The sequence below is a fragment of the Klebsiella huaxiensis genome (assembly GCF_003261575.2).
GTDB classification, from domain to species: domain Bacteria; phylum Pseudomonadota; class Gammaproteobacteria; order Enterobacterales; family Enterobacteriaceae; genus Klebsiella; species Klebsiella huaxiensis.
In genome coordinates, this window is record NZ_CP036175.1 from 5249762 (window position 1) to 5274692 (window position 24931).

At 51.8% G+C, this 24931-nt stretch carries 13 protein-coding genes, 1 tRNA gene, 3 rRNA genes and 1 pseudogene; 9 read left to right on the plus strand and 9 right to left on the minus strand.

Translation table 11 applies throughout. From position 1 onward, the window contains the following. Positions 1–71: 71 nt before the first annotated feature. A complete protein-coding gene (gene mtr, locus DA718_RS25080; RefSeq protein WP_112217330.1) occupies positions 72–1328 on the plus strand; it encodes a tryptophan permease in 1257 nt (418 codons plus the stop codon). Between the two features lie 207 nt (positions 1329–1535). Beyond that, on the plus strand, positions 1536–2543 hold the full coding sequence (trpS, locus tag DA718_RS25085) for a tryptophan--tRNA ligase (RefSeq protein WP_112217329.1): 1008 nt from the start codon (positions 1536–1538) through the stop codon (positions 2541–2543). A gap of 142 nt (positions 2544–2685) precedes the next feature. Here the strand turns inward: trpS and DA718_RS25090 are convergent, their stop codons facing one another. Beyond that, positions 2686–4083, minus strand: coding sequence for a diguanylate cyclase (locus tag DA718_RS25090; RefSeq protein ID WP_112217328.1), 1398 nt, complete (start codon positions 4081–4083; stop codon positions 2686–2688). Between the two features lie 533 nt (positions 4084–4616). Between DA718_RS25090 and DA718_RS25095 the strand changes: the two genes are divergently transcribed. From DA718_RS25095 to DA718_RS25105, 3 genes are read left to right on the plus strand one after another with little or no spacing between them, the layout of a single operon-like run. Continuing rightward, the gene (locus DA718_RS25095; RefSeq protein ID WP_112217335.1) at positions 4617–5684 is read left to right on the plus strand and encodes an HlyD family secretion protein; all 1068 of its coding nucleotides are present in this window, start codon (positions 4617–4619) and stop codon (positions 5682–5684) included. Further along, positions 5681–8410: a ribosome-associated ATPase/putative transporter RbbA gene (rbbA, locus tag DA718_RS25100; protein ID WP_112217326.1), complete on the plus strand. Its 2730-nt coding sequence runs from the start codon at positions 5681–5683 to the stop codon at positions 8408–8410. The genes DA718_RS25095 and rbbA overlap by 4 nt, the downstream gene beginning before the upstream one ends. Further along, the gene (locus DA718_RS25105; protein ID WP_112217325.1) at positions 8410–9534 is read left to right on the plus strand and encodes an ABC transporter permease; all 1125 of its coding nucleotides are present in this window, start codon (positions 8410–8412) and stop codon (positions 9532–9534) included. The genes rbbA and DA718_RS25105 overlap by 1 nt, the downstream gene beginning before the upstream one ends. A gap of 34 nt (positions 9535–9568) precedes the next feature. Here the strand turns inward: DA718_RS25105 and DA718_RS25110 are convergent, their stop codons facing one another. The 6 genes and pseudogenes from DA718_RS25110 to DA718_RS25135 all read right to left on the minus strand — a co-directional run bounded on the left by DA718_RS25110 (position 9569) and on the right by DA718_RS25135 (position 15794). Then, the gene (locus DA718_RS25110; RefSeq protein WP_112217324.1) at positions 9569–9886 is read right to left on the minus strand and encodes a hypothetical protein; all 318 of its coding nucleotides are present in this window, start codon (positions 9884–9886) and stop codon (positions 9569–9571) included. Positions 9887–10322: 436 nt separating this feature from the next. Further along, positions 10323–10598: pseudogene (locus DA718_RS31075) on the minus strand (DUF2574 family protein). A gap of 195 nt (positions 10599–10793) precedes the next feature. Then, positions 10794–10909: ribosomal RNA gene (gene rrf, locus DA718_RS25120) — 5S ribosomal RNA — on the minus strand. 65 nt (positions 10910–10974) lie between these two features. Continuing rightward, positions 10975–13881 (minus strand): 23S ribosomal RNA (locus DA718_RS25125). A gap of 211 nt (positions 13882–14092) precedes the next feature. Next, positions 14093–14167: transfer RNA gene (locus tag DA718_RS25130), tRNA-Glu, on the minus strand. Between the two features lie 87 nt (positions 14168–14254). Next, positions 14255–15794, minus strand: a 16S ribosomal RNA gene (locus DA718_RS25135). Together the 16S, 23S and 5S rRNA genes with 1 tRNA gene alongside form the textbook arrangement of a ribosomal RNA operon. Before the next feature lie 612 nt (positions 15795–16406). Between DA718_RS25135 and DA718_RS25140 the strand changes: the two genes are divergently transcribed. Beyond that, a complete protein-coding gene (locus tag DA718_RS25140; protein ID WP_112216421.1) occupies positions 16407–17531 on the plus strand; it encodes a ribosomal protein uL16 3-hydroxylase in 1125 nt (374 codons plus the stop codon). 193 nt (positions 17532–17724) lie between these two features. Here DA718_RS25140 and surE read toward each other — a convergent pair whose 3' ends face one another. Next, positions 17725–18600 carry a 5'/3'-nucleotidase SurE gene (surE, locus tag DA718_RS25145; RefSeq protein WP_112216420.1) on the minus strand — a complete coding sequence of 292 codons (876 nt, stop codon included), beginning with the start codon at positions 18598–18600 and terminating at the stop codon, positions 17725–17727. Between the two features lie 494 nt (positions 18601–19094). Between surE and DA718_RS25150 the strand changes: the two genes are divergently transcribed. Both DA718_RS25150 and DA718_RS25155 read left to right on the plus strand, forming a co-directional pair. Next, the gene (locus DA718_RS25150; protein ID WP_112216419.1) at positions 19095–19874 is read left to right on the plus strand and encodes a histidine phosphatase family protein; all 780 of its coding nucleotides are present in this window, start codon (positions 19095–19097) and stop codon (positions 19872–19874) included. An 84-nt stretch (positions 19875–19958) separates the two neighbouring features. Further along, positions 19959–21302: an OprD family outer membrane porin gene (locus tag DA718_RS25155; RefSeq protein WP_110276653.1), complete on the plus strand. Its 1344-nt coding sequence runs from the start codon at positions 19959–19961 to the stop codon at positions 21300–21302. Between the two features lie 42 nt (positions 21303–21344). Here the strand turns inward: DA718_RS25155 and DA718_RS25160 are convergent, their stop codons facing one another. Beyond that, positions 21345–22709, minus strand: coding sequence for an MFS transporter (locus DA718_RS25160; RefSeq protein WP_112216418.1), 1365 nt, complete (start codon positions 22707–22709; stop codon positions 21345–21347). A gap of 566 nt (positions 22710–23275) precedes the next feature. On the opposite strand from DA718_RS25160, the gene DA718_RS25165 reads away from it, so the two are divergent. Next, a complete protein-coding gene (locus DA718_RS25165; protein ID WP_112216417.1) occupies positions 23276–24925 on the plus strand; it encodes a signal transduction protein in 1650 nt (549 codons plus the stop codon). Positions 24926–24931: the final 6 nt, after the last annotated feature.

Sequence of the window (24931 nt, forward strand, 5' to 3'; positions counted from 1 at the left end):
TCGGGTTGTGCCTGGGTAGCCGTTTGCCCGCAGCCCGTTACTTAATAGATAGCCACGTGAGGAATAACCTTATGGCTACATTATCGGTCTCAAAAGCGGTCTCAAAAAATACACCGTCGCTGATTGGCGGGGCAATGATTATCGGCGGCACCATTATTGGCGCAGGCATGTTCTCTTTACCGGTGGTGATGTCCGGAGCCTGGTTTTTCTGGTCGCTGCTGGCGCTGATATTTACCTGGTTTTGTATGTTGCATTCCGGATTAATGATTCTGGAAGCAAACCTGAATTATCATATTGGTGCCAGCTTCGATACGATTACTAAAGATTTACTGGGTAACGGCTGGAATATTATTAACGGACTTACCGTCGCCTTCGTATTATATATTTTGACCTACGCCTATATATCCGCCAGCGGTTCGGTTATCCAGCATACTTTTGCGCAAATGAATCTCACGGTACCGGCGCGCTTAGGCGGGCTGGCGTTCGCGCTGATCGTCGCCTTTATCGTCTGGCTGAGCACCAAAGCGGTAAGCCGGATGACCACTATCGTGCTGGGTGCCAAAATCCTCACCTTCTTTATGACCTTCGGCGGGCTGATGTGGCACGTCGAGCCTGCGATTCTGTTTAACCGCTCAGAAGCCAACGCATCATATTTGCCCTACGTGCTGATGACGCTGCCGTTCTGCCTGGCCTCATTTGGCTATCACGGTAACGTCCCCAGCCTGATGAAATATTACGGTAAAGATCCGCTAATCATTCGTCGCTGCCTGCTGCTTGGCACGCTGATGGCTCTAGTGCTGTATATCATCTGGCTGGTCGGTACCATGGGCAATATTCCGCGCCCGGCGTTTATCGATATCGCCGAGAAAGGCGGCAATATCGACGTGCTGGTGCAGACCTTAAGCGGCCTGCTGAACAGCTCCACGCTGGATTTACTGCTGACCGTATTCTCTAATTTCGCCGTCGCCAGTTCGTTTCTGGGCGTGACTCTCGGCCTGTTTGATTATCTTGCGGATCTGTTTAAGTTCGATGATAGCCGTCTGGGGCGTTTTAAAACCGCGCTGGTCACCTTCCTGCCGCCGATTGTCGGCGGACTGCTGTGGCCAAACGGGTTTATTTACGCCATCGGCTTCGCCGGTCTCGCCGCCACCGTGTGGGCTGCTATCGTTCCCGCTCTTCTGGCACGTGCCTCACGAAAACGGTTTGGTAGCCCGAACTATCGGGTATGGGGCGGCAATGCCATGATTATCCTGATTTTATGCTTCGGAGGCGCTAACGCGATAATTCATATCTTATCCAGTTTTAACCTGCTGCCGGTTTATCGTTAAGTGAAAAAACCGCTTTTACTGCCGCCGCTTTTCGTGGCAGGATAAAAATATGAACAGAAACGTTGTCGTAACTCACCCTTGTCGTTGGTGGCTGCCTGCATAACAGGCGGCATGATTTAACGTTTCCCATATTCAGAGCCGCCGGAAGGCGGCTTTGTTGTTTCTGAGTGGCGCCTTTCGGCTTAATCGCAGTATAAGGAGTCACTCATGAGTACAACACAAACTATTCTGACCGGCGACCGTCCAACCGGCCAGCTGCACCTCGGCCACTACGTCGGTTCCCTGCGCCAGCGCGTGCAGCTCCAGCACGACCACCAGCAATTTATCCTTGTTGCTGACCTGCAGGGGCTGACCGATAACGGCAGCAATCCGCAAAAAATCAGCAGTAACATCTTTGAAGTGATGGCGGATTATCTGGCGGTCGGCATCGACCCACAAAAGACAACCATCTGCCTGCAATCAGCCCTACCGGCGCTGGCGGAGCTCAGCGCGCTATATATGAATATCGTCACCGTCGCCCGCGTTGAGCGTAATCCGACGGTCAAAAAAGAAATCGCCCAGAAAGGATTTTCTCGCTCGCTGCCGGTGGGCTTTCTGGCCTATCCCATCAGCCAGGCCGCCGATATCAGCGCCTTTAAAGCCGAGCTGGTGCCTGTTGGAGATGACCAGCTGCCGATGATCGAGCAGACCAACGAGATCGTGCACAAAATGAATAGCCTGACAACGGAGCCAGTCTTACGACACTGCAAGGCGCTACTCAGCGACGTCAGCCGCCTGCCGGGCATCGATGGCAACGCCAAAATGTCGAAATCGCTGGGAAATACGCTCACGCTTTCGGCCAGCGAAGAGGAGATCCACCGCGCGGTCAGCGCCATGTACACCGATCCGAATCACCTGCGAGTTGCCGATCCGGGCCAGATTGAAGGTAACGTGGTCTTTACTTATCTCGACGCCTTTCATCCTGATAAAACGTTGGTTGCCGATATGAAAGCACACTATCAGCGTGGTGGTCTTGGGGACCGGCAGTGCAAGAATGAGTTGGAGTCCTGTTTACAGGAACTGCTGGCACCGATACGCGAGCGCCGGGCGACCTATATTCAGGATAAAGGCATGTTGCTGGAACTGCTGCGCCGAGGAAGCGAGCGGGCGCACCAGTTGACTCAACAAACGCTGCATGAGGTGAAACGAGGTCTGGGATTACCGGTGTTGTTTTGAGAGTCAGAGATATCTTCGCTGGCTCCACGAGCTCACGGCCGGGTGGCGGCAGACGCCTTACCGGGGCTACGGGTTCCCAGCCGTCTGCGGACTGGTAGCCCGGACAGGCGCAACGCGCCGCCTCCGGGAAGAACTCAGCCGCTTAATTGCCGCCGCCTTCATGCATCTTCACACAATTTCGCCCATCACGTTTGGCGACATACAGCGCGCTGTCGGCGTCGCGCAGCAGCAGGTTGTAATCCGGATGACCGGTATGAACAGCGTAACCGATGCTGGCGGTAATCGAAATTTCGGTCTCAGCGCCGACGCTAAACGCCAGCTGGCTGATTTTTTTACGCAGCCGCTCGAGGATAGTAAAGGCTTCCGCTGCGCCGGTTTCCACCAGCACCAGCAGAAACTCCTCGCCGCCGTAGCGGAAAATGTAGTCACTGGAACGAATGTTATCGCTGAGCAGCTCCGCAACGTGCTTGATCGCCCGGTCACCGACCATATGACCCCAGCTGTCGTTAATTTCTTTAAAGTGGTCAATATCAATAATCGCCACCGTCATCGGCAGCTCATACTCCATCGCCAGCGTCACTTCATGCTTAAGGACCACCGGCAGGTAGCGGCGATTCAACAGGCTGGTCAGCGTATCTTTGCCGCTTTGCATCTGCGACAGGCTACTAAACAGAACCCCAAGCTGGCTACCAATCTGCTGACAATGGATATGGATACCCTGTAGCAGACTTTGCGTATTTTTATACTCTGAATCGTCTGACGAAGATTTCCAGGAGGATAACAGGGCATCCACCTTGCTAATTAAGTCGGCGATTTCCTGCATTTGCGGATTTTTGTTAAAATAACGCACGCATTTATGGCGGAACCACAGGCCAAACTCCGACTCAGATAATAACGCTCCGTTAATATCCGTTTTATTATCGCTGACAATATTAAAAATAGCGGTATTTTCCCATCCTGAGAGCGAAGCCTGCTGTTTGCCATATTCCAGAGGCACATTATCCATCAGGCTATACAGGCGGTACGCCTCTTCATTTTTCGTCGCCCGATAGTGCGACAAGGTGTAGGCGTGGCACATCATTTCTACTGCCATATTAATAGCCATAATGGCGTAGTAGATGGCGGCGACGCTGGTCTCGCGGTCAATCTCGCTGTCGCGGATATTTTCAATCAGCCCGGCCTTAAGCTGACGAGCGCCCCGCAGAACGGCCTCAGCCGGAATACCGATGCGCGAATGGATACTGCCTATCAGGTACTGCCGCTCCGCCAGCGCTTGCAGATTTTCCTTCTCGCTCATCAGGATATCTTTCACCCACCCTGCCAGCGAGTTGCTTAACCGCTCCTGGACTAAATCATAGGTGAGGTGCCTGGCGATATCCGGGTCCTGGAAAATAAAGTCATAAAAACGGGTCGCTAACGCCTCCGCCTGCTGCTCAGCAATATTTTTAAGCACCGACTTCACTTCTGGCGTCAGGCTGTCGTACAGCGGCAACCATTCCTTAAAAATAATGGAGATATATTTTTGGCTTTCATCTTTCATTGAATAAAGCGCTCGCCTGGCGTTAGTCTATTTTCAGGGCCGAAGATCATACAACAGTTCTTCTGCAGCAACCAGATTAAAAATGCGCCAGCTACTCGCCAATAATACCCTCTGGTTATTAGCGTTAAGGAATGGCTTATAAGTATGATGATTTAATGTAAAACGATGAAGATTGTATGAGCAAAGCCCGGAGCATTAAACCCAATAAGCATCATGGGTAATATTGCCTCATCGTGCCTCAGCTGTTTTTTTATGTTAACTCTACGACAAGTCCATGTTTTGTATATGGACATATTTGTTGCGGGTGTTAGTATTGCATTGACGGTAGCAATAAATATGCGTGTTTCATTTAAGGCGAGGATTGCTGATGATGACCACATTAATCGCACCTCTTTCTGACCGGTTAGCAGCGCTGAAGGCGTCATGCGCCGGTTGGCCTTATCCCCCATACCTTCCTTTCCTGGAGAGACGATACTTCGCTATGCGGAGGAGAAACGCGCACCACTCAGCAAATGGAACAAAGCGAGTCGCGTATGGACAAAATCAAACGGCGTTGGGCAGTCTACGTTATTGGTTTACTGGTGGTGATTGCCGCCGCCGCATGGTGGATGCTGCGCCCACCGGGACTCCCGGCAGGCTTTGCCAGCAGCAACGGTAGAATTGAAGCCACAGAGGTCGATATCGCCACCAAAACCGCCGGACGTATCGATACCATTCTGGTCAAAGAAGGGCAGTTTGTCCGCCAGGGTGAAGTCTTAGCCCGCATGGATATCCGGGTGCTCAACGAACAACGGCTGGAAGCCGCCGCGCAAATTAAAGAAGCAGAAAGTTCGATTGCCGCAGCGAAGGCGCTACTCGACCAGCGTCAAGGCGAAATGCGCGCCGCTGAGGCGGTCGTGAAGCAGCGGCAGGCTGAATTAAACTCCGCCGCCAAACGCCACGGCCGTTCCAGCACACTCTCACAGCGCGGCGCGGTCTCCGCTCAGCAGCTTGATGACGACCTGGCGGCGGCGGAAAGCGCCAGAGCAGCGCTGGAATCAGCAAAAGCCCAGGTCTCTGCTGCCAGAGCGGCTATTGAGGCGGCAAGAACCAGCATTATTCAGGCACAAACCCGCGTTGAAGCAGCTCAGGCCACAGAGCGGCGGATTATCGCCGATATCGACGATAGCGAACTGAAAGCGCCACGTGATGGCCGCATTCAGTACCGTGTTGCTGAACCGGGAGAAGTGCTGGCGGCAGGCGGACGGGTGCTGAATATGGTCGACTTGTCCGATGTCTACATGACCTTCTTCCTGCCGACCGAACAGGCGGGCCTTTTGGCGCTCGGCAGCGAAGCACGCATTATCCTCGATGCCGCACCGAATCTGGTTATTCCTGCCAATATCAGTTTTGTCGCCAGCGTGGCGCAGTTTACCCCCAAAACGGTGGAAACCAGCGATGAACGGCTGAAGCTGATGTTCCGCGTCAAAGCCCGCATTCCGCCTGAGCTGCTGGAACAGCATCTTGAGTATGTGAAAACCGGCCTGCCAGGTATGGCCTGGGTGCGTCTGGATAGCCAGAAGACGTGGCCTGAAGCGCTGACGGTGAGGTTGCCACAATGAACACGGTCGCCCGCCTGGATAACGTCAGTCAGCACTTTGGCGCAACCACCGCGCTAAAAGACATTACGCTGAACATTCCCGCCCGCTGTATGGTGGGCCTGATCGGGCCAGACGGCGTCGGCAAGTCCAGCCTGCTGTCATTAATTTCCGGCGCACGGGTCATTGAGCGCGGCAATGTGGTCGTGCTCGGCGGCGACATGAGCGATGTTCGCCACCGCCAGGACGTGTGCCCGAAAATTGCCTGGATGCCTCAGGGGCTAGGGAAGAACCTCTACTATACCCTGTCGGTCTATGAAAACGTCGACTTCTTTGCCCGCCTGTTTGGTCATGATAAAGCCGAGCGCGAAAACCGAATCAATGAGCTTTTGCAAAGTACCGGTCTGGCACCGTTTCGCGACCGTCCGGCGGGGAAGCTCTCCGGCGGAATGAAGCAAAAGCTTGGCCTGTGCTGCGCGCTCATTCACGACCCACAGTTGCTGATCCTTGATGAACCAACCACGGGCGTCGATCCCCTCTCCCGCGCGCAGTTTTGGGATCTGATCGACAGCATTCGCCAGCGCCAGCCAGAGATGAGCGTGCTGGTCGCCACGGCCTATATGGAAGAGGCGGAGCGTTTTGATTGGCTGGTCGCCATGAATGCGGGGGAAATACTGGCGACCGGCAGCGCAGAAGAGCTAAAAGTGCAAACGGCGAGCCAGACGCTGGAGCAGGCATTTATTGCCCTGCTTCCCGAAGCCCAGCGCCTGGCGCATAAAGAGGTGATCATTCCACCGCGCAACGCAGAGGAGAACGAAATAGCCATTGAAGCTCGCGGCCTGACAATGCGCTTTGGCAATTTTGTCGCCGTTGATCACGTGAACTTTCGTATCGCCCGCGGCGAAATCTTCGGGTTCCTCGGCTCCAACGGCTGCGGTAAATCAACAACCATGAAAATGCTGACCGGGCTGCTGCCGGCCAGCGAAGGAGAAGCCTGGCTATTTGGCCAACCGGTCGACCCGAAGGATATTGAAACCCGCCGCCGAGTTGGCTATATGTCGCAGGCCTTTTCCCTCTACAGTGAACTGACCGTCAGGCAAAACCTCGAACTGCATGCCCGGCTGTTCCATATTCCGGATGCGGAGATCCCCGGTCGGGTCGCCGAAATGAGCCAGCGTTTTATGCTGCAAGAGGTTGAAGATACCCTGCCCGCCTCACTGCCGTTAGGTATTCGGCAGCGGCTATCGCTGGCGGTCGCGGTCATTCACCGTCCGGAAATGTTAATTCTTGATGAACCCACATCCGGCGTCGATCCCGTGGCCCGGGATATGTTCTGGCAACTGATGGTCGATCTGGCTCGTCAGGATCGAGTGACGATTTTTATCTCCACCCACTTTATGAATGAAGCCGAGCGCTGCGATCGCATTTCGCTGATGCATGCCGGCAAAGTGCTGGCCAGCGATACGCCGCAGGCGCTGGTCGAACAGCGCGGGTCGGCCAGCCTCGAAGAGGCCTTTATCGCCTGGCTACAGGAGGCAGCAGATGCCGCACAGCCGCCTGCTGCTGAGGCTGCGCCGATTCCCATGATTGAACACAAAACCGAAACCATTGCACCACGTCAGGCGTTTAGCTTGCGCCGCCTGTTTAGCTACAGCCGTCGCGAAGCGCTGGAGCTACGTCGCGATCCGGTACGATCGACCCTGGCATTGCTGGGGACGGTGATCCTGATGTTTATTATGGGCTATGGGATCAGTATGGACGTCGAGGATCTGCGATTTGCGGTACTCGACCGCGATCAAACCGTCAGCAGCCAGGGCTGGTCGCAGAATATCGCCGGTTCACGCTATTTTATCGAACAGCCGCCGCTGCAAAGCTATAGCGAACTGGACAGAAGAATGCGCGACGGCGAACTGGCGGTGGCAATCGAGATTCCGCCTAATTTTGGACGCGATATTGCCCGGGGGACACCGGTGCAAATCGGTGTATGGGTGGACGGCGCGATGCCAAACCGCGCGGAGACAGTACGCGGCTACGTGCAGGCAATGCATCTGACCTGGCTCCAGGAAATGGCCGGTCGTCAGGCTAGCCCTAATCGCGATACTTCACTGATTTCAATAGAAACCCGCTATCGCTATAACCCGGATGTGAAGAGTTTGCCGGCGATTGTTCCAGCGGTTATTCCGCTGTTGTTGATGATGATCCCGGCGATGCTCAGCGCGCTCAGCGTAGTGCGTGAGAAAGAGCTTGGCTCAATTATCAATTTGTACGTGACGCCGACCACCCGCAGTGAATTTCTGCTGGGCAAACAGGTGCCGTATATCGTGCTGGGGATGTTTAACTTCTTCCTGCTCTGCGCGCTGTCGGTATTTGTCTTTGGCGTGCCGCATAAAGGGAGCTTTCTGACGCTAACGCTGGCCGCACTGCTCTATGTCACTATTGCCACCGGGCTTGGCCTGCTGATCTCAACGTTTATGAAAAGCCAGATTGCGGCGATTTTCGGTACCGCAATTATTACGCTTATCCCGGCGACGCAGTTCTCGGGGATGATCGATCCCGTCGCCTCGCTGGAAGGGCCGGGCCGCTGGATTGGCCAGATTTATCCAACCAGCCACTTTCTGACCATTGCGCGAGGAACGTTTTCCAAAGCGCTAAATCTTACGGACCTGTGGGCATCCTTCATACCACTGCTTATTGCGGTTCCGCTGGTGCTGGGCCTGAGCGTGTGGCTGCTGAAAAAACAGGAGGGATAATGCGCGGATTACGCAATATTTATAATTTAGGCATGAAAGAGCTACGCAGCCTGCTTGGCGATAAGGCGATGCTGACATTAATTGTCTTCGCCTTTACCATCTCGGTTTACTCCTCCGCTACCGTTATGCCGGGATCGTTACATTTAGCCCCCATCGCTATTGCGGATATGGATAAATCTCAGCTCTCATCGCGTATTATCAACGGCTTTTATCGGCCTTGGTTTTTACCGCCGGAGCTGATTACCGCAGATGAAATGGACGCCGGGCTGGATGCCGGGCGTTACACTTTCGCGATCAATATTCCCCCTAACTTCCAGCGCGATGTATTGGCAGGACGTCAACCGGAGCTACAGGTTAACGTTGACGCGACGCGAATGAGCCAGGCGTTTACCGGCAATAGCTATATCCAGAATATTGTCACCGGTGAGGTAAACAGCTTTGTCGCCCGCTACCGGGATAACAGTTCGCTACCGGTTGAGCTGGCCGTCAGGATGCGTTTTAACCCGAACCTGGAGCAGGAACGTTTCGGTGCCGTCATGGCGATAATCAACAATATTACCATGCTGGCCATCGTGCTTACCGGCTCGGCGCTGATACGTGAGCGGGAACATGGCACTGTGGAGCACCTGCTGGTTATGCCAGTGACGCCGTTTGAAATCATGATGGCAAAGATCTGGTCAATGGGTTTGGTGGTGCTGGTCGTTTCTGGATTATCGCTTATATTGATGGTCCAGGGAGTGTTGCAGGTGCCGATTGAAGGCTCTATACCGCTGTTTATGCTTGGAGTAGCTCTGAGCCTGTTTGCTACTACCTCAATTGGAATATTTATGGGAACCGTGGCCCGCTCGATGCCGCAGCTAGGGCTATTGATGATTCTGGTACTGCTGCCACTTCAGATGCTATCCGGGGGATCAACGCCAAGAGAAAGTATGCCGCAGGCGGTGCAGGACATCATGCTCACGATGCCGACAACCCATTTCGTCAGTCTGGCGCAGGCGATTCTGTATCGAGGCGCAGATTTTGCGATTGTCTGGCCGCAGTTTCTGACGCTGCTGGCTATCGGTGGCGTATTTTTTACGATTGCACTGCTGCGTTTTCGTAAGACTATCGGCGAGATGGCCTGAGTTTATGCCGCTACCGCTGGTAGCGGCTATCAATTTATTTATTGCGGTTCATAAAGCGACGCAGTAGCCAGGTAAACCCCATAGCCATGCTGAACAGAATGACCAGCAGCAGCACCCAACAGACCGAGATTCGCAGTAACGTACTCATAGTCATAAATGGCTGAAGATACACGGTAAATGAGTGCTCAACAGGTTTTCTCAGCAGCATCATTATCCCATCAGCTAACCAGACAAGCGCCCGACAAACCAACCAGATGATAGCTGGCCAACAGAGCAAAACCAGAAAGGTGAAGCGCTCTTGTATATATTTTATAAGTTGGCGCAAAGGAGGCCAGTTGATCAGAATTTTCATTTATATTCTCATATTGCCAGCCGGTAACATGCATTATTCGTCTGAAGACGTTACCGGGTTAGCTTCCATACAGGCAATGCACCCTATGTTTTTATCAAATTTGAATTAACTTAAACCAGATCGAGTTAACAAAGTGTTAAGAACACTAAGTCATTTGCCTGAAAAAGTCCAGCCATTATAGCCATTACTATGTATAGAATGAGAATATCGCATCAGTTTGTTAATATAATTACATTAACGCAACTGAATATTTTAATAAAACTTACGGCCAATTTAATTTAAACAAAACATTAAGGAATGGGTTTGTATTTATTTAAATTATATTAATAAAATTCAAATAATAAATAAAATAATCCTCACTCAATGAGTTTATTCATTTCATTACTTGTTGGGTGGTTATTTTCCGATAAAAATGATGTTGAAGTGAAGATTTCCCTTAATCGTAACTACTAACGATAACCTTTCGGGTTAAATCCCCTGGAGCATTAACTGTTTTGGTGACTATACCACGCGAAATAGAAGAAACATACTTCACATCAACAGGATACAAGTCATGACCGCATGACTGTCGCAGTTGCCCGGCAACAATATCAGTATGACAGGTAAGTCATACAACTTGCCCAGTGATGGTGAGTGTTGCGGTATCAGCAGCAAAAGCAACTGAACTCACTCCATGAGCTAAAGTCAAAATCCCAATCAGCGCCATTTTCATTGGTTTTGTAGCTCGTAACAGGATAGTAATAGAAAGATAGAAGCAAAGTGATGATAAAACCAGACGTTATAAAAGGAATATAGTCATGCTGTAGTGCCAGATAAAATATTCATGCCACCAACTGACTTGAAGATTTCTCATACCATAAAAACGCAAAAAGCCCATCCTGACGGATGGGCTCTTCACTTAATTAATGCCTGGCAGTTCCCTACTCTCACATGGGGAGACCCCACACTACCATCGGCGCTACGGCGTTTCACTTCTGAGTTCGGCATGGGGTCAGGTGGGACCACCGCGCTGTCGCCGCCAGGCAAATTCTGTTTATCTGTATCAAGCTGAATTTCTCTCAATTCCGCCAAAACATCTTCGGCGTTGTAAGGTTAAGCCTCACGGTTCATTAGTACCGGTTAGCTCAACGTATCGCTACGCTTACACACCCGGCCTATCAACGTCATCGTCTTTAACGTTCCTTCAGGACCTTTAAAGGGTCAGGGAGAACTCATCTCGGGGCAAGTTTCGTGCTTAGATGCTTTCAGCACTTATCTCTTCCGCATTTAGCTACCGGGCAATGCCATTGGCATGACAACCCGAACACCAGTGATGCGTCCACTCCGGTCCTCTCGTACTAGGAGCAGCCCCCCTCAATTCTCCAGCGCCCACGGCAGATAGGGACCGAACTGTCTCACGACGTTCTAAACCCAGCTCGCGTACCACTTTAAATGGCGAACAGCCATACCCTTGGGACCTACTTCAGCCCCAGGATGTGATGAGCCGACATCGAGGTGCCAAACACCGCCGTCGATATGAACTCTTGGGCGGTATCAGCCTGTTATCCCCGGAGTACCTTTTATCCGTTGAGCGATGGCCCTTCCATTCAGAACCACCGGATCACTATGACCTGCTTTCGCACCTGCTCGCGCCGTCACGCTCGCAGTCAAGCTAGCTTATGCCATTGCACTAACCTCCTGATGTCCGACCAGGATTAGCTAACCTTCGTGCTCCTCCGTTACTCTTTAGGAGGAGACCGCCCCAGTCAAACTACCCACCAGACACTGTCCGCAACCCGGATCACGGGTCCACGTTAGAACACCAGCCATTAAAGGGTGGTATTTCAAGGATGGCTCCATGCAGACTGGCGTCCACACTTCAAAGCCTCCCACCTATCCTACACATCAAGGACCAGTGTTCAGTGTCAAGCTATAGTAAAGGTTCACGGGGTCTTTCCGTCTTGCCGCGGGTACACTGCATCTTCACAGCGAGTTCAATTTCACTGAGTCTCGGGTGGAGACAGCCTGGCCATCATTACGCCATTCGTGCAGGTCGGAACTTACCCGACAAGGAATTTCGCTACCTTAGGACCGTTATAGTTACGGCCGCCGTTTACCGGGGCTTCGATCAAGAGCTTCTCCGCGAGGATAACCCCATCAATTAACCTTCCGGCACCGGGCAGGCGTCACACCGTATACGTCCACTTTCGTGTTTGCACAGTGCTGTGTTTTTAATAAACAGTTGCAGCCAGCTGGTATCTTCGACTGATTTCAGCTCCATGAGCAAGTCACTTCACTTACCATCAGCGTGCCTTCTCCCGAAGTTACGGCACCATTTTGCCTAGTTCCTTCACCCGAGTTCTCTCAAGCGCCTTGGTATTCTCTACCTGACCACCTGTGTCGGTTTGGGGTACGATTTGATGTTACCTGATGCTTAGAGGCTTTTCCTGGAAGCAGGGCATTTGTTACTTCAGCACCGTAGTGCCTCGTCATCACACCTCAGCGTTAAATGACGTTCCGGATTTACCTAAAACGCCCGCCTACATGCTTAAACCGGGACAACCGTCGCCCGGCTAACATAGCCTTCTCCGTCCCCCCTTCGCAGTAACACCGAGTACAGGAATATTAACCTGTTTCCCATCGACTACGCCTTTCGGCCTCGCCTTAGGGGTCGACTCACCCTGCCCCGATTAACGTTGGACAGGAACCCTTGGTCTTCCGGCGAGCGGGCTTTTCACCCGCTTTATCGTTACTTATGTCAGCATTCGCACTTCTGATACCTCCAGCAACCCTCACAGGCCACCTTCAACGGCTTACAGAACGCTCCCCTACCCAACAACACATAGTGTCGCTGCCGCAGCTTCGGTGCATGGTTTAGCCCCGTTACATCTTCCGCGCAGGCCGACTCGACCAGTGAGCTATTACGCTTTCTTTAAATGATGGCTGCTTCTAAGCCAACATCCTGGCTGTCTGTGCCTTCCCACATCGTTTCCCACTTAACCATGACTTTGGGACCTTAGCTGGCGGTCTGGGTTGTTTCCCTCTTCACGACGGACGTTAGCACCCGCCGTGTGTCTCCCGTGATAACATTCTTCGGTATTCGTAGTTTGCATCGGGTTGGTAAGTCGGGATGACCCCCTAGCCGAAACAGTGCTCTACCCCCGAAGATGAATTCACGAGGCGCTACCTAAATAGCTTTCGGGGAGAACCAGCTATCTCCCGGTTTGATTGGCCTTTCACCCCCAGCCACAAGTCATCCGCTAATTTTTCAACATTAGTCGGTTCGGTCCTCCAGTTAGTGTTACCCAACCTTCAACCTGCCCATGGCTAGATCACCGGGTTTCGGGTCTATACCCTGCAACTTAACGCCCAGTTAAGACTCGGTTTCCCTGCGGCTCCCCTATTCGGTTAACCTTGCTACAGAATATAAGTCGCTGACCCATTATACAAAAGGTACGCAGTCACCCAACAAGTGGGCTCCTACTGCTTGTACGTACACGGTTTCAGGTTCTGTTTCACTCCCCTCGCCGGGGTTCTTTTCGCCTTTCCCTCACGGTACTGGTTCACTATCGGTCAGTCAGGAGTATTTAGCCTTGGAGGATGGTCCCCCCATATTCAGACAGGATACCACGTGTCCCGCCCTACTCTTCGAGTTCACAGCCTGTGTGTTTTTGTGTACGGGAGTATCACCCTGTACCCTGCGACTTTCCAGACGCTTCCACTAACACACAAACTGATTCAGACTCTGGGCTCCTCCCCGTTCGCTCGCCGCTACTGGGGGAATCTCGGTTGATTTCTTTTCCTCGGGGTACTTAGATGTTTCAGTTCCCCCGGTTCGCTTCGTTAAGCTATGTATTCACTTAACGATAGTGTGTCGAAACACACTGGGTTTCCCCATTCGGAAATCGTCGGTTATAACGGTTCATATCACCTTACCGACGCTTATCGCAGATTAGCACGTCCTTCATCGCCTCTGACTGCCAGGGCATCCACCGTGTACGCTTAGTCGCTTAACCTCACAACCCGAAGATGTTTCACTTCATGATTGCGAAAATTTGAGAGACTCGAACACACCGTCATTCTGTTCTTATTACGGAGAACAGACACAGTGTGTCGTTTCAATTTTCAGCTTGATCCAGATTTTTAAAGAGCAAATATCTCAAACGTAACTCACTGAGTTAGTTTTGAGATATTGGTGGGTTGTGTCTTTCACTCACAGCCAGCAAGTGGCGTCCCCTAGGGGATTCGAACCCCTGTTGCCGCCGTGAAAGGGCGGAGTCCTAACCGCTAGACGAAGGGGACACGAGGTGTCGCGACTTCGCAGCCGTCTTGCTTCTTTACATTCATCAGACAATCTGTGTGAGCACTACAAAGGCAGGTTCTTTAAGGTAAGGAGGTGATCCAACCGCAGGTTCCCCTACGGTTACCTTGTTACGACTTCACCCCAGTCATGAATCACAAAGTGGTAAGCGCCCTCCCGAAGGTTAAGCTACCTACTTCTTTTGCAACCCACTCCCATGGTGTGACGGGCGGTGTGTACAAGGCCCGGGAACGTATTCACCGTGGCATTCTGATCCACGATTACTAGCGATTCCGACTTCACGGAGTCGAGTTGCAGACTCCGATCCGGACTACGACATACTTTATGAGGTCCGCTTGCTCTCGCGAGGTCGCTTCTCTTTGTATATGCCATTGTAGCACGTGTGTAGCCCTACTCGTAAGGGCCATGATGACTTGACGTCATCCCCACCTTCCTCCAGTTTATCACTGGCAGTCTCCTTTGAGTTCCCGACCGAATCGCTGGCAACAAAGGATAAGGGTTGCGCTCGTTGCGGGACTTAACCCAACATTTCACAACACGAGCTGACGACAGCCATGCAGCACCTGTCTCAGAGTTCCCGAAGGCACCAATCCATCTCTGGAAAGTTCTCTGGATGTCAAGAGTAGGTAAGGTTCTTCGCGTTGCATCGAATTAAACCACATGCTCCACCGCTTGTGCGGGCCCCCGTCAATTCATTTGAGTTTTAACCTTGCGGCCGTACTCCCCAGGCGGTCGACTTAACGCGTTAGCTCCGGAAGCCACTCCTCAAGGGAACAACCTCCAAGTCGACATCGTTTACAGCGTGGACTACCAGGGTATCTAATCCTGTTTGCTCCCCACGCTTTCGCACCTGAGCGTCAGTCTTTGTCCAGGGGGCCGCCTTCGCCACCGGTATTCCTCCAGATCTCTACGCATTTCACCGCTACACCTGGAATTCTACCCCCCTCTACAAGACTCTAGCCTGCCAGTTTCGAATGCAGTTCCCAGGTTGAGCCCGGGGATTTCACATCCGACTTGACAGACCGCCTGCGTGCGCTTTACGCCCAGTAATTCCGATTAACGCTTGCACCCTCCGTATTACCGCGGCTGCTGGCACGGAGTTAGCCGGTGCTTCTTCTGCGAGTAACGTCAATGAAAATGGTTATTAACCACTCCCCCTTCCTCCTCGCTGAAAGTACTTTACAACCCGAAGGCCTTCTTCATACACGCGGCATGGCTGCATCAGGCTTGCGCCCATTGTGCAATATTCCCCACTGCTGCCTCCCGTAGGAGTCTGGACCGTGTCTCAGTTCCAGTGTGGCTGGTCATCCTCTCAGACCAGCTAGGGATCGTCGCCTTGGTGAGCCGTTACCTCACCAACAAGCTAATCCCATCTGGGCACATCTGATGGCATGAGGCCCGAAGGTCCCCCACTTTGGTCTTGCGACGTTATGCGGTATTAGCTACCGTTTCCAGTAGTTATCCCCCTCCATCAGGCAGTTTCCCAGACATTACTCACCCGTCCGCCACTCGTCACCCGAGAGCAAGCTCTCTGTGCTACCGTTCGACTTGCATGTGTTAGGCCTGCCGCCAGCGTTCAATCTGAGCCATGATCAAACTCTTCAATTTAAGTTTGATGCTCGTGAATTAAACTTCGTAATGAATTACGTATGTTCACTCAGAGACTTGGTATTCATTTATTGTCCGAAGACATTAAGAATCCATGTCACTTTGAGTGCCCACACAGATTGTCTGATAAATTGTTAAAGAGCAGTGCAACGCGGCTTTCGCTCACCGTTGCGAGGTGGCGTATAATACGCTTTCCTCTTTCAGAGTCAACCTTATTTTCAGGTTTTTCTCTTCAACCGACCCGGCTGTTTGTGTGAAGTGATTCACATCTGCCGTGTCAGTGGGAGCGCATTATAGGGAGCTCCTCGGATATAGCAACCCTTAAAATACAAAAAACTTATCAAGCGTTCATAATTTGAACTTTCAGAGTGAAGCTCTATCGATAAAAACAAAGAAAACCCAGGCACCATGCGGTCTGGAGAGATCCATTATCAAACATGAATTTTCGCGAAAAATAACGCTACTCTCGTTATCTCCCTCCAGACCTCCCTTTTCTTTTCTTATGTCGTTACCTCAAGTGATGAATTAAGCAACACCCTTGACCCATGACAAGGCAGCGCGAGGTCGCGGCTTTCTATAATCAGGCCCGTTTCTTCTTATTGGTGTGAACCTATGGCTTATCAACTCAACATTAACTGGCCCGAGTTTTTAGAAAAGTACTGGCAAAAGCAGCCGGTAGTATTAAAGAAGGCTTTTGCGGACTTCATCGATCCGATTACGCCAGATGAGCTGGCAGGGTTGGCCATGGAGCCGGAAGTCGATAGCCGACTGGTGAGCCTGACGAACGGGCAATGGCAGGCCAGCAACGGTCCATTTGAACATTTTGATGGTCTTGGCGAAACGGGCTGGTCATTGCTGGCACAGGCCGTAAACCACTGGCACATGCCTGCTGCTGAACTGGTTCGTCCTTTCCGCGTGCTGCCGGATTGGCGCTTAGACGATCTTATGATCTCTTTTTCCGTACCGGGCGGCGGCGTTGGCCCGCATATCGACCAGTACGATGTCTTTATTATTCAGGGTATGGGTAGCCGACGCTGGCGCGTGGGCGACAAACTGCCAATGCGTCAGTTCTGTCCGCATCCCGCGTTACTGCATGTTGATCCGTTCGCACCGATTATTGATGAGGATCTGGAGCCTGGCGATATTCTGTATATTCCACCGGGATTCCCGCACGATGGCATTACCCATGAAACGGCGCTGAACTACTCCGTCGGCTTTCGTGGCCCTAATGGCCGCGATCTGATCAGCAGCTTTGCCGATTACGCGCTTGAGAACGATCTTGGCGGCGAGCACTACAGCGATCCTGATTTAACTTGCCGCGAACATCCGGGCCGGGTAGAAGAATATGAACTGGAACGTCTGCGCGGCATGATGATCGAGATGATTAGCCAGCCGGAGGACTTCAGGCAGTGGTTTGGGCGCTTTGCCACCACACCGCGTCACGAACTGGATATTGCACCAGCTGAACCGCCTTTTGAAGAAGAAGAGATTGCTGATGCCCTGACGGGTGGTGAAATGCTCACTCGCCTGAGCGGCCTGCGCGTATTGCACATCGGCGATAGCTTCTTTGTGAATAGTGAACAACTGGAGCCTACAGAACCCAATGCCCTGGACGCGCTTTGCCGCTATACCCTTTTGGGCAAAGATGAACTGGGTGAGGATGCGCTGCGCAATCCGGCCTTTATTGCCGAGCTGACCCGTTTGATTAACCAGGGCTACTGGTTCTTCGACGAATAGCATTTCAACATCAGTTCATATATATACCCTAAATAATTCGGGTTGCGGGAAGGCGGCAAGTAAGTGAATCCCCGGGAGCTTACTTAAGTAAGTGACTGGGGTGAGCGAACGTAGCCAACGCACATGCAAGCTGAAGTATAACGGGTATAGAAGGCGCGGATAACGCGCCTTCTGCTTTTATATCGCTATAGCATCATTTTCCGAGCAAAGTCTCGTACTGCCCCTGGAATTGCGGCGCGTTCCATGAACCATCAAACAAGGTGTAAGTGATATATCCTTTATTCAACCAGCCCGAGTCATTATCCCCTTCAGCGGGTTTCATCGCTTCCGGGTTCATCGTCTGTTTTGCCGTTCCGTCCGCCAGCAGTTCATAGCCAATCTGCGGCGCGGGGTATTGTTCATTCTCAATATAATGAACGCCTTTGATTTCAGCCGACGGCAGCGGCGGATAGTTGATACTCAACCCCGATCCCTGCGGCAAAATTGGACTACCCGGTTTATGAGCGGCATTAAGTTTATCCACCAGCGTAACGACATAATCCACCGAGTCAGGCCAATATTTATGAGTACTCGGCCACTTGTTTTTCATCTCTTCTTCTGTGAAACGATAGCCGATGCTGGCGGCAATCGCCGGGAAACCGTAGCGTAAGGCGCGAACCGCCGCGCTCACAGTACCGGAGTTAACCTGTGCCATACCGGTATTAGGACCATCATTGACGCCCGAAATCACCAGATCCGGCGGCGCGTCTTTCAGGACGCCCCACAGACCAAAATCCAGCGCATCAGCGGGCGTTCCGGGGAAGCAGTAGCGCTTGTCAGCAGCTTTTTTAACGTCAAAAACTTTCCCCGTCTTAAAGGTGATTGCCGAACCGATACCGCTCTGGTTGGTTGCCGGGGCCACCATCCAGACGTCATACCCTTTTTCCGCCAGTTTTTCCTGCAACGAAGTGGTGCCAACAGACTGGCAACCATCGTCATTAACCAGCAGTATTTTCAGCGGTTTTTCAGCAGCCTGAACTGAGGCGGCGGATAACGCCAGAATGGCGGCAGTCAGAATTTTCGTTCTCATCTTCATTCCTTATTGGGTAGCAGAGATATTTCTTAGGCGCAAAAAAAAAACCTAAGCCCCCTGCCGCAAGCCAAATTGGCGTACAGGGGGCTTAGGTTTTGCCTGTGGTCAGTAACAATCCCAAAGTGAAGGAAAAATAACGCCTGATGAGTGAAGAGTCCAGCGTGTGACGCTGTATTTTGTGACAGACATCAAGCACTGAATATTATTTCAATAAAAAATAACTAATTAATCCGAAATTCAATCATGAGAAACTTCTCAATTGCAAAATCAACTCCATGAAGATGATCACATTTATTGACATCAATAATCACAAGGGATGTTTTTTAGAATATTTGGTGATACCGTAGTCGATGTTGGATTGTTACTGTTAAAGAACAGGCGAAACCTACGTCAGAAAGTTCGAGCAAGCATGATGTTATTTCTGCTTCGCATCGGATATCTGAGGTAGGTTTTTTTTTGCTTATAAAAAGACCATGCAGATGGAGAATAATATGAAGAAGTGGCTAATCGCATTAATGATGACAGCAGGTGCGGCAACCTGTTCCGCCGCTGAGGTCAAAAATGATGACGGAGTAAATATCTATTTTGCCCGCCATGGCAAAACGCTGCTGAATACTTTTGACCGCGTTCAGGGTTGGGTAGATTCACCGCTTACCGAAGACGGTATCCGCGTCGCACGCTATCTTGGCGAAGGGTTAAAAGACATTCCATTTGATAGCTTCTATTCCAGCGATGCCGGACGCCAGCGAGAGACCATGCAGGTAATCCTTAAGCAAGCCGGAGTGAGTAATTACCAACTTACTGAATTAAGCGGCCTGCGCGAAGCGTTCTTCGGCGGTTTCGAAGGTGGCTATAACAAAGATATGGCCGACGCAGGGGCAAAACAGTTGGGTCTTAAAGATGGCGCCGCGCTTTTCAGCCAAATGAAGGCCGGCACTCTATCTGTTGATACCAACCAGAATGCACTAGCGGCTGCCGACTCTAAAGGGATGGCGGAAAATTATCAGCAGGTCAAAACGCGTACACAAGCAGCCCTGCATACAATCGTTGAAAACGCGCAGGCCCGCGGCGATAAAAACGTGCTGGCGATTTCATCCGGCACTGCAATGCAGATAATGATTTCAGATTTAACGGACGATAGCGCGAAAAACAAACCACTCGCCAATGCTGCCGTGGTTAAAATTGTTTATAAAGACGGAAAATATACCGTTCCTGAAATCGGCACCATGAAATATGTCGAAGCCGGAAAACAATCTCTCGATAAAAAATAAAACCAGCATTTAGTTATTCATTACTGCAGGCTGCAGGCGAAATTGTCTCGCCCGGATCGCTGCGTCCCTACTCTGGGGTTTATTATGAAAATCAATACAATTACAGTCGCCATTATGATGCTGGCTATTCCCACCAGCGTCTGGTCCTCCACGACCAAAAACAGCATTCAAGAACGCGATATGGTTAATACCGTGCTCGACGACCCGTTATTTAGCCAGTCGCACATGTCCTTATCTTTTAAAAACTACTGGAAATATCTCAAGGAAGAAGAAACCGAGCCGAAAAAGGTCCATAACGCCTGGGGTCAGGGCGTCGCAGTGGATTACCAGTCAGGTTATTTTGCCGATATTATCGGTTTTGATGCCACCTACTACGGGGCGATGAAACTCGGTGCCAGCGATTACTTTAACTCCCGTGGCGTACTCTACAATGACGGCAGCGGTAATAAAAAAAGTAACGCCGAAGGTTTTTCAAAAATTGGCCAACGCAACGTCAAGCTGCAATACCGCCTTGAGGATATCAACCTGAATGCCCGCTGGGGCTGGCAGACGATGAAAAACTACGGCGTCATCTCCAATTCCACCCGCCTCTCACCGACGACCTATTTAGGCTGGACCGGCGCGGTGAACTATGGTCCGTTTACGCTACGCGGTGCGTACATCGAAAGCTCGATGGATCGCAACTCGCCGGATAAGAAACGATTTCAGACCAATAGCGGACAATATATTAACCACATCGCCAGCGGCGACATTCTGTGGCAAAGCGAGCTCTTGAACATGCAGTACGCCTATGGTGAAAGCGATAACTATCTGCGCCGCCATATCCTGTTCACTAATCTTAAGCCAATGAAAGCACTGAATATTGGTACCCAGGTGTACGCCACCCATGCGCTGGATGAGTACAAAAACATGCCGGCCAATAAGCGTGATTTTGACGACGACGCCTGGCATATCGCTATGGACGTTAAGTGGCAGGCCGACAACTGGAGCACCAAATGGGGTCTTGGCTATACCGATGCCAATAAGGCTAATGAAGTGGGATTCTATCCACGTCACATGAGCAAAAACTCGCGCGGCACCTTTACCTCAATGGCCTATGCAGGTAATGACTATATGCGCGACGGCGAACTGGTGCTCTCCAATATGTCGGATTACAACCTGACGCCAGAGCTGGCTATCGGCCTGGCCGGTAACATTGCCCAGTTTAACTACCGTGGCAACCATGTTCGTACTGGCGAAATCAACGCCTTTAGCCGCTGGGTGCCAACGCATCCGAGGCTGAAAAACCTCACCGTCTGGGCGATGTTCGGACCGGGCTGGTCTTATAAAATGAATGGCAAAACCCCGGTGCTGACCGACGGCCATTACAGCCGGGCCAACTCGCTCTCCTCGGAAGTCATTATCGAATATAAGTTTAATCTGTTCTGATATGCTCGCCCCGCCGCCATTGGCGGGGCAAACCTTCACAAATTACTTCTTCACATCATTGAGTTCATCGTTATAGCTTTCCCGCGTCACGCATACGCAGAGGATAGTAATCAGCGCCATACAGGCAAGGAACAGCGAGATAGGCCACGACTCGCCGCCGGACCACACCAGCAGTAAAGTGCCGATCATCGGCGTTAAGCCGCCAACGATATTCGCCAACTGGAAACCTAACGACACGCCGGTATAGCGCACACTGGTGTCAAATAGCTCCGAAAAGAAGGCCGGCTGAACACTGAACATCATCCCCAGCCCAATGGAATAACAGAAGGTGGTGGCGAACATAAACATTTTCACCGAGCCAGAATCGATCATCCAGAACAGCGGGAAGGCAAAGATCAGCGTGATGGCAGCCCCTGCAAGATACACCGGGCGACGGCCAATTTTATCGGATAGCCAGCCAAAGAATGGGAAGGTAAAGATACCAACGAAGCTAGCTAACAGCAGGCCATTTAGCGCCGTTTCACGGGTGAAGTTCAGCTCTCTGGTGACGTACGACATGAAGAACGCCACCGTCAACCAACCCAGCACAATCTCCCCCATGCGCATGCCCATTGCCAGAAACACCGCTTTGCGATGGTGCTTCAGCACGGCGAGAATCGGAAACTGTTGTTCCGCCGCTTTCGGCGCGTTCTGCTGCTGTTTCTGATTTTCCTGGAATACCGGCGTCTCTTCAATGCGCGAACGGATAAACATGCCGACAAACAGCAACGCGATACTTAGCAGGAAAGGCACGCGCCAGCCCCAGGACATCAGGTCATCTTCCGGCAGCATCACCACCAGCGCGAAAACGGCAGTCGCAATAAACAATCCAAGCACGTTACCTAACTGGACAAAAGTACCAAAAAAGCCACGACGATTGCGTGGCGCATATTCGGTGATAAGCGTGGTCGCCCCGCCCCACTCGCCGCCGATGGCGAATCCCTGACAGAGACGCAGAAAAATCAAGATCAGCGGCGCGGCGTTGCCGATGGTGTCATAGCTGGGGATGAGTCCAATGCAGAACGTCGAGATCCCCATAATCATCAGCGATAGCACCAGCGATTTTTTTCGGCCAATCTTATCGCCGTAGTGGCCAAAAACGATGGCCCCGATGGGGCGGCTCACAAAGGTGATTGACAGCGTCAGGAAGGATACCAGCAGCGCCATCAGCGGTGAGAGATTGGGGAAAAAGAGCGACGGGAACACCAACGCGGCGGCGGTACCGTAAATAAAAAAGTCATAGAACTCGATGGTTGTGCCGGATAAACCTGAGCCTAGCACGGTGATCAGCTTTCTTCGTTCATGCTTTTGTAGCGATGTTTGTTCGTCTTTTGCAGGGGCAATGGCTGGCGAGGTAAGCATAGTCATCATTAAATCCTCTGTCCTGAATCATTATTGTTAAATCGGGCGGCGCCTGGCTAACCGCAGTGGCGAAGGGAAAATCGCCAGCAAGCTAACTCGAATTAGCTAATTATAACAAGATACAGAGATTCACAACGTGAATGCTAAAAGAGTGTGACCAGGATCGGTTAAATTTTAACACTCATGCAAATCACCGATGCCGGTAAGGCGATCTAAAAAAAGACATAACCCATTAAAAATAAATGAAATACTAGTTAATTAGTGTTCAAGAATAATCAATCCACTTCTCTTCACCTTTTTTTCCACCGCCTAAACGCTTTTACAGGCATTTGTCCTCCCACACTCAGAACAAATTAAATAAAAACTTAAATATCAATATTTTAATAAAACAATATTGATAGCCATCACAAAATCCCGGTAAAGGGTTTGTCCCTATCTTTTTTTTACCCTAATTTGCTAATTCGAGTTAGCTAATGAAATCAGCAACCAAAGAAGCGGCTGATACGGCACGAAACCATGCGCAGCACGATGAACGATAACTAAGCTACCTATCCCCTACAGGAGAAATTCACATGTTGAATTTAACGTTACCCGCGGAAGCCGAGTTTATTACCCCGAAATCAGGCGAAGTTTTGATGGTCACCAATGCGGATCTCCGCGAACCGGCTAACGTCACCTGCTGGCCCACACAAAAATTATTTGAACAACGTCTGGAAGCGGCGCTGGAAACATTAGGCTATCGGCTACGGCGCGCCCATCCGGTCAATGAGAGCCGCGGTCACGGGTTTATCAGCAGCCAGAAGGAAGGTAGCGATCTGTTCGCCCAAATAGATCCGGATGCACCGGTTATCGTCCTGCTGACCGCCTGGCAATACTCTCACCATCTTGCCCCTTCACTAGTGCATCACCGTGGCCCCATTTTGCTGCTCGCCAATTTCGATGGCACCTGGCCGGGCCTGGTCGGCATGCTCTGCATGGCCGGATGCCTCACCAGCCTTGAGCGTAACTACTCGCGGCTATGGTCCGAAACCTTTGCCGATGACGCGTTTATTCGCGGCTTAGAGACCTGGCTGCGCGATGGCCACCTCAGCCATAAGCTCGGCTATTTGCATCCGGTCGCCCCCAGCGCACCGCTGCTGGCCAGCGAAGCCGGGCAGATTGGCGTCAAAGTTGGGCAGTCGATCCTCAAACATAAAGCCATTGTCGGCCTGTTCGACACCTTCTGTATGGGGATGATCAACGGTGTCTTCCCGCAAAAAGCGATGATCGATGTGGGGATGCCGGTGGAGTCGCTATCGCAATCGGCGCTGCTGGTTGAGATGAATAAAGTACCGGCCGCCCTGCGCGAAGCCTGCCTCGACTGGTACGAAACTCGCGGAATGCAGTTTAAATTCGGCCCTGACAGTGCGCAGGATCTCACCCGGGAGCAGGTGCTGGAACAGTGTGCAATGATGATAGCTATGGCGCGTTTCGTGAAGCGATTCGGGCTGACGGCGGTTGGCGTGCAGTATCAACAGGGGCTCAAAGACAGCTGTGCGGCCTCTGATTTTGCAGAGGGCGCTATCGGCAACGCCGAGCGCTTCCCGATCCCGGATGAGCACGGCGAGATTATCTGCCCGGATGCGCCAATCCCCTGCATCAACGAGGTGGATATGGGCAGCGCCATCCCGCAGGTAATGCTGGCGAAGCTGCTCGGCGCGCTGGGTATGGAGAGCGAAACCACCCTCCACGATATCCGCTGGGGTAGCGAATACAACGGCACATTTTATTGGGATCTGGAGATCTCCGGCGCGGTCCCGTTCGCCCATCTGAAAGGCGGGATCGCCGGAGCCACCGGCTATCGCCAGCCGCCGATGTTCTTCCCCTACGGTGGTTCAACTATCGCCGGGCAGGGCAAAGCCGGACGCTTTATCTGGGCGCGCGCGCACTATGAAGGCACTCAGGTGATCCTGCATATCGGCACCGGTACCGCCGTCGAACTGCCGCATGATGAATTCGAACGCCGCCGCAAGGCGACCAACTACGAGTGGCCGCTACTCAACGCCGTTCTCGACGGGGTTTCGCGCGATGATTTAATGGCGGGACACCAAAGTAACCATCTCAGTCTGGCTTACGTAGAGGAGGAGGTTTTATCCGAAGTGCTGAACGCCTTTATTGCCCAGGCGCTGACGCAAAATATAAAAGTCTTTATCGCAGGCGATGCTCATTTATTAATGAAATAAAAACTG

Coding starts and splice junctions, on each gene's coding strand:
- mtr (WP_112217330.1), top strand. CDS start 72: ATGGCTACATTATCGGTCTCAAAAGCGGTCTCAAAAAATACACCGTCG.
- trpS (WP_112217329.1), top strand. CDS start 1,536: ATGAGTACAACACAAACTATTCTGACCGGCGACCGTCCAACCGGCCAG.
- DA718_RS25090 (WP_112217328.1), bottom strand. CDS start 4,083: ATGAAAGATGAAAGCCAAAAATATATCTCCATTATTTTTAAGGAATGG.
- DA718_RS25095 (WP_112217335.1), top strand. CDS start 4,617: ATGGACAAAATCAAACGGCGTTGGGCAGTCTACGTTATTGGTTTACTG.
- rbbA (WP_112217326.1), top strand. CDS start 5,681: ATGAACACGGTCGCCCGCCTGGATAACGTCAGTCAGCACTTTGGCGCA.
- DA718_RS25105 (WP_112217325.1), top strand. CDS start 8,410: ATGCGCGGATTACGCAATATTTATAATTTAGGCATGAAAGAGCTACGC.
- DA718_RS25110 (WP_112217324.1), bottom strand. CDS start 9,886: ATGAAAATTCTGATCAACTGGCCTCCTTTGCGCCAACTTATAAAATAT.
- DA718_RS25140 (WP_112216421.1), top strand. CDS start 16,407: ATGGCTTATCAACTCAACATTAACTGGCCCGAGTTTTTAGAAAAGTAC.
- surE (WP_112216420.1), bottom strand. CDS start 18,600: ATGAGAACGAAAATTCTGACTGCCGCCATTCTGGCGTTATCCGCCGCC.
- DA718_RS25150 (WP_112216419.1), top strand. CDS start 19,095: ATGAAGAAGTGGCTAATCGCATTAATGATGACAGCAGGTGCGGCAACC.
- DA718_RS25155 (WP_110276653.1), top strand. CDS start 19,959: ATGAAAATCAATACAATTACAGTCGCCATTATGATGCTGGCTATTCCC.
- DA718_RS25160 (WP_112216418.1), bottom strand. CDS start 22,709: ATGACTATGCTTACCTCGCCAGCCATTGCCCCTGCAAAAGACGAACAA.
- DA718_RS25165 (WP_112216417.1), top strand. CDS start 23,276: ATGTTGAATTTAACGTTACCCGCGGAAGCCGAGTTTATTACCCCGAAA.